Here is a 314-nt window from a genome sequence, read left to right on the forward strand (position 1 = left end):
TTATTCATGCTGTTGTTGTATTTATTATTTTGAGATACTTCTTTAATTCAGTTATAAAAACTTCCGGAGAAGATTGCTCTGCGGAAATATTGAGGTCAAAAATGCCCTTTTTGAGCCCTATTCCGCGGAAGCCATTATAGGCACCCACGAGACCGGCATATCTTCCAAAACCTATTAATCGCGCGCCTCTTTTATTGATGATCACTTCATGATCATAAAGTTCAATATTATTTTTAAGGATCTCCCTCAAAAGATCGCGGTTATACGGTTGTTTCTTTATGGTATGGGAGAAGAAAAAATATTTTTTATTCGGA

General features: G+C 36.0%; 1 pseudogene. It reads right to left on the reverse strand.

The features are described from left to right. Positions 1-91: 91 nt before the first annotated feature. Positions 92-314, reverse strand: a pseudogene (locus tag HC176_RS18675) (alanine dehydrogenase); the annotation flags it as partial.

The organism is Tamlana crocina, from assembly GCF_012037625.1.